The organism is Gordonia sp. VNK21 (genome assembly GCF_046098115.1).
GTDB lineage: Bacteria > Actinomycetota > Actinomycetes > Mycobacteriales > Mycobacteriaceae > Gordonia.
Genome location: NZ_JBJURU010000037.1, coordinates 1 through 1866 on the forward strand (window position 1 = coordinate 1; position 1866 = coordinate 1866).

Sequence of the window (1866 nt, forward strand, 5' to 3'; positions counted from 1 at the left end):
ATCGGAATCCGCTCGGACACCTGGTCGCGAGCGAACTCGAGCAGTGCTCCGGTCATCTTCGACTCGAACAGGCCCGGAGCGATCGCATTGACGGTGATCCCCGGGGCGAGCTCGGCCGACAGCTGCTGGGTGAGGAGGTGGACTCCCGCCTTGCTCGCGGCGTACGAGAAGTTGTTGTAGCCGCGTTCCGGCGCGCGGAGTCCGTCGATGCTGCCGATGTTCACCACCCGTGCCGGGTCACCGGGCACGCTCGCCGCCCGCAGGAGCGGAAGCAGCGCCTGCGTCAGGACGAAGACGCCTTTCAGATTCACGTTCAGGACTTTGTCCCAGCCCGAGGCCGGGAAGTCGTCGATGGGCGCACCCCAGTTGGCACCGGCAATGTTGATCAGCAGGCGCAGTGCGCTCTCCCGATCGGTCAGATGTGTTGCCAGGGCGTACACGCCGTTGACGGCGCCCAGGTCGGCGGTAAAGGTGCGGGTGTCGCCGATCGCGGCGAGTTCGGCGGCAGTCGCATCCAGTTCGTGCTGTTAGCGGCTGCACACGTACACGCGCGCGCCGCGCCGCAGCAGGCCCTCAGTGATCATGCGGCTGATACCGCGGCTGCCGCCGGTGACGAGGGCGGTGGTTCCCGTCAGGTCGAAGTCGGGGGTCGAGCTCATGGGAGTCTCCTTGTGAGTGGGGTGGGGATCAGTGGATGCGCCGGCCGGAGATCGCGGCCGATCGCCAGGCGCTGGATCTCGCTGGTGCCCTCGTAGATGGTGAAGATCTTGGCGTCACGCGCCCACCGTTCCACCGGGAAGTCGCGGGTGTAGCCGTTGCCGCCCAAGATCTGGATGGCCGACGACGTCGCACGTACCGCGACCTCGCTGGCCTTAAGCTTCGACATGCTGCCCTCTGCGTGGGGGAAGCCGGTCCCGCGACGCATCATGGTCGAGCGCGGGTGCGCTCGCGCTGGTGCTGGTGATCGTCTGGCTCGACATCTCGACGAATGTGTGGAGCGAGGTGGTGATTCTCTCCGGTCTCGCCGCCGGTCTGGTCACCTTCATCCTGACGGTGATGGTGCTCGACAAGGTGGTGTCACGCTCCACCGAGCGGCGCTGGGCGCCGGTGACCCGGCTGGCGCTCTCCGAGTTCCTGCACGCGCTGGCCGACGACGAGCTCAGTGAGATCTCCCGCGGGCACATCGTGCCCCGCACCCTGCCGGTGCTCTCAGCCCAGGAGGCGGCGGCCGACGGTGGCCTGCACCGGCTGCGGCTGCAGGTGGTCGACGAACGCGCCCGGCTCACCGACACCCTCAGCCGATGGTCGAGCTTCCTCGCCTCGAGCAGCTCCAACGAGACGGTGCTGTTCCACATCGCCGACATCGCCTCGAGCCTCGACGACGTCCGGGATGCTGCCCTGGAAGCCGAGCACGATCCGAGCGAGGCCCGCCTGACCGTCCTGCGGACTCACATCGACGCCGTCAACGCACGGCTCGCCGCCCTGGAGGCGGAGCTGCGCACCCGGCTCGCCGCCGTCGCCTGAGCGTCGAATGCGTCAGCGGTGGGCGGACACACCGCCGTCCAACGGGATCACCGCGCCCGTGACGTAGGTACTGGTCGGCCCCGCCAGGTAGGCGACGAGGCCGGCGACGTCGTCGGGAGCACCGATCCGCCCCATCGGAATCCGCTCGGACACCTGGTCGCGAGCGAACTCGAGCAGTGCTCCGGTCATCTTCGACTCGAACAGGCCCGGAGCGATCGCATTGACGGTGATCCCCGGGGCGAGCTCGGCCGACAGCTGCTGGGTGAGGAGGTGGACTCCCGCCTTGCGCGCGGCGTACGAGAAGTTGTTGTAGCCGCGTTCCGGCGCGCGGAGTGCTGTTAG

4 protein-coding genes and 1 pseudogene are annotated in these 1866 nt (G+C 68.3%); 1 reads left to right on the top strand and 4 read right to left on the bottom strand.

Annotated elements, in window-relative coordinates:
* From ACJMNC_RS18225 to ACJMNC_RS18235, 3 genes and pseudogenes are all read right to left on the bottom strand, one after another.
* Positions 1 to 518 (bottom strand): SDR family NAD(P)-dependent oxidoreductase (locus tag ACJMNC_RS18225; protein WP_408949361.1); only part of this gene is annotated, 518 nt, incomplete at its 3' end.
* 9 nt (positions 519 to 527) lie between these two features.
* Positions 528 to 659, bottom strand: coding sequence for a hypothetical protein (locus tag ACJMNC_RS18230; RefSeq protein ID WP_408949358.1), 132 nt, complete (start codon positions 657 to 659; stop codon positions 528 to 530).
* Positions 656 to 928 (bottom strand): annotated as a pseudogene (locus ACJMNC_RS18235) (acyl-CoA dehydrogenase family protein); the annotation flags it as partial. The pseudogene ACJMNC_RS18235 and the gene ACJMNC_RS18230, both read right to left, overlap by 4 nt.
* A gap of 26 nt (positions 929 to 954) precedes the next feature.
* Between ACJMNC_RS18235 and ACJMNC_RS18240 the strand changes: the two are divergent.
* Complete coding sequence (locus ACJMNC_RS18240) at positions 955 to 1524, top strand: hypothetical protein (protein ID WP_408949359.1); 570 nt, start codon at positions 955 to 957, stop codon at positions 1522 to 1524.
* Between the two features lie 12 nt (positions 1525 to 1536).
* On the opposite strand, the gene ACJMNC_RS18245 is transcribed toward ACJMNC_RS18240, so the two are convergent.
* Positions 1537 to 1866: SDR family oxidoreductase (locus ACJMNC_RS18245; RefSeq protein ID WP_408949360.1), on the bottom strand; the 330-nt coding region annotated here is incomplete at its 5' end.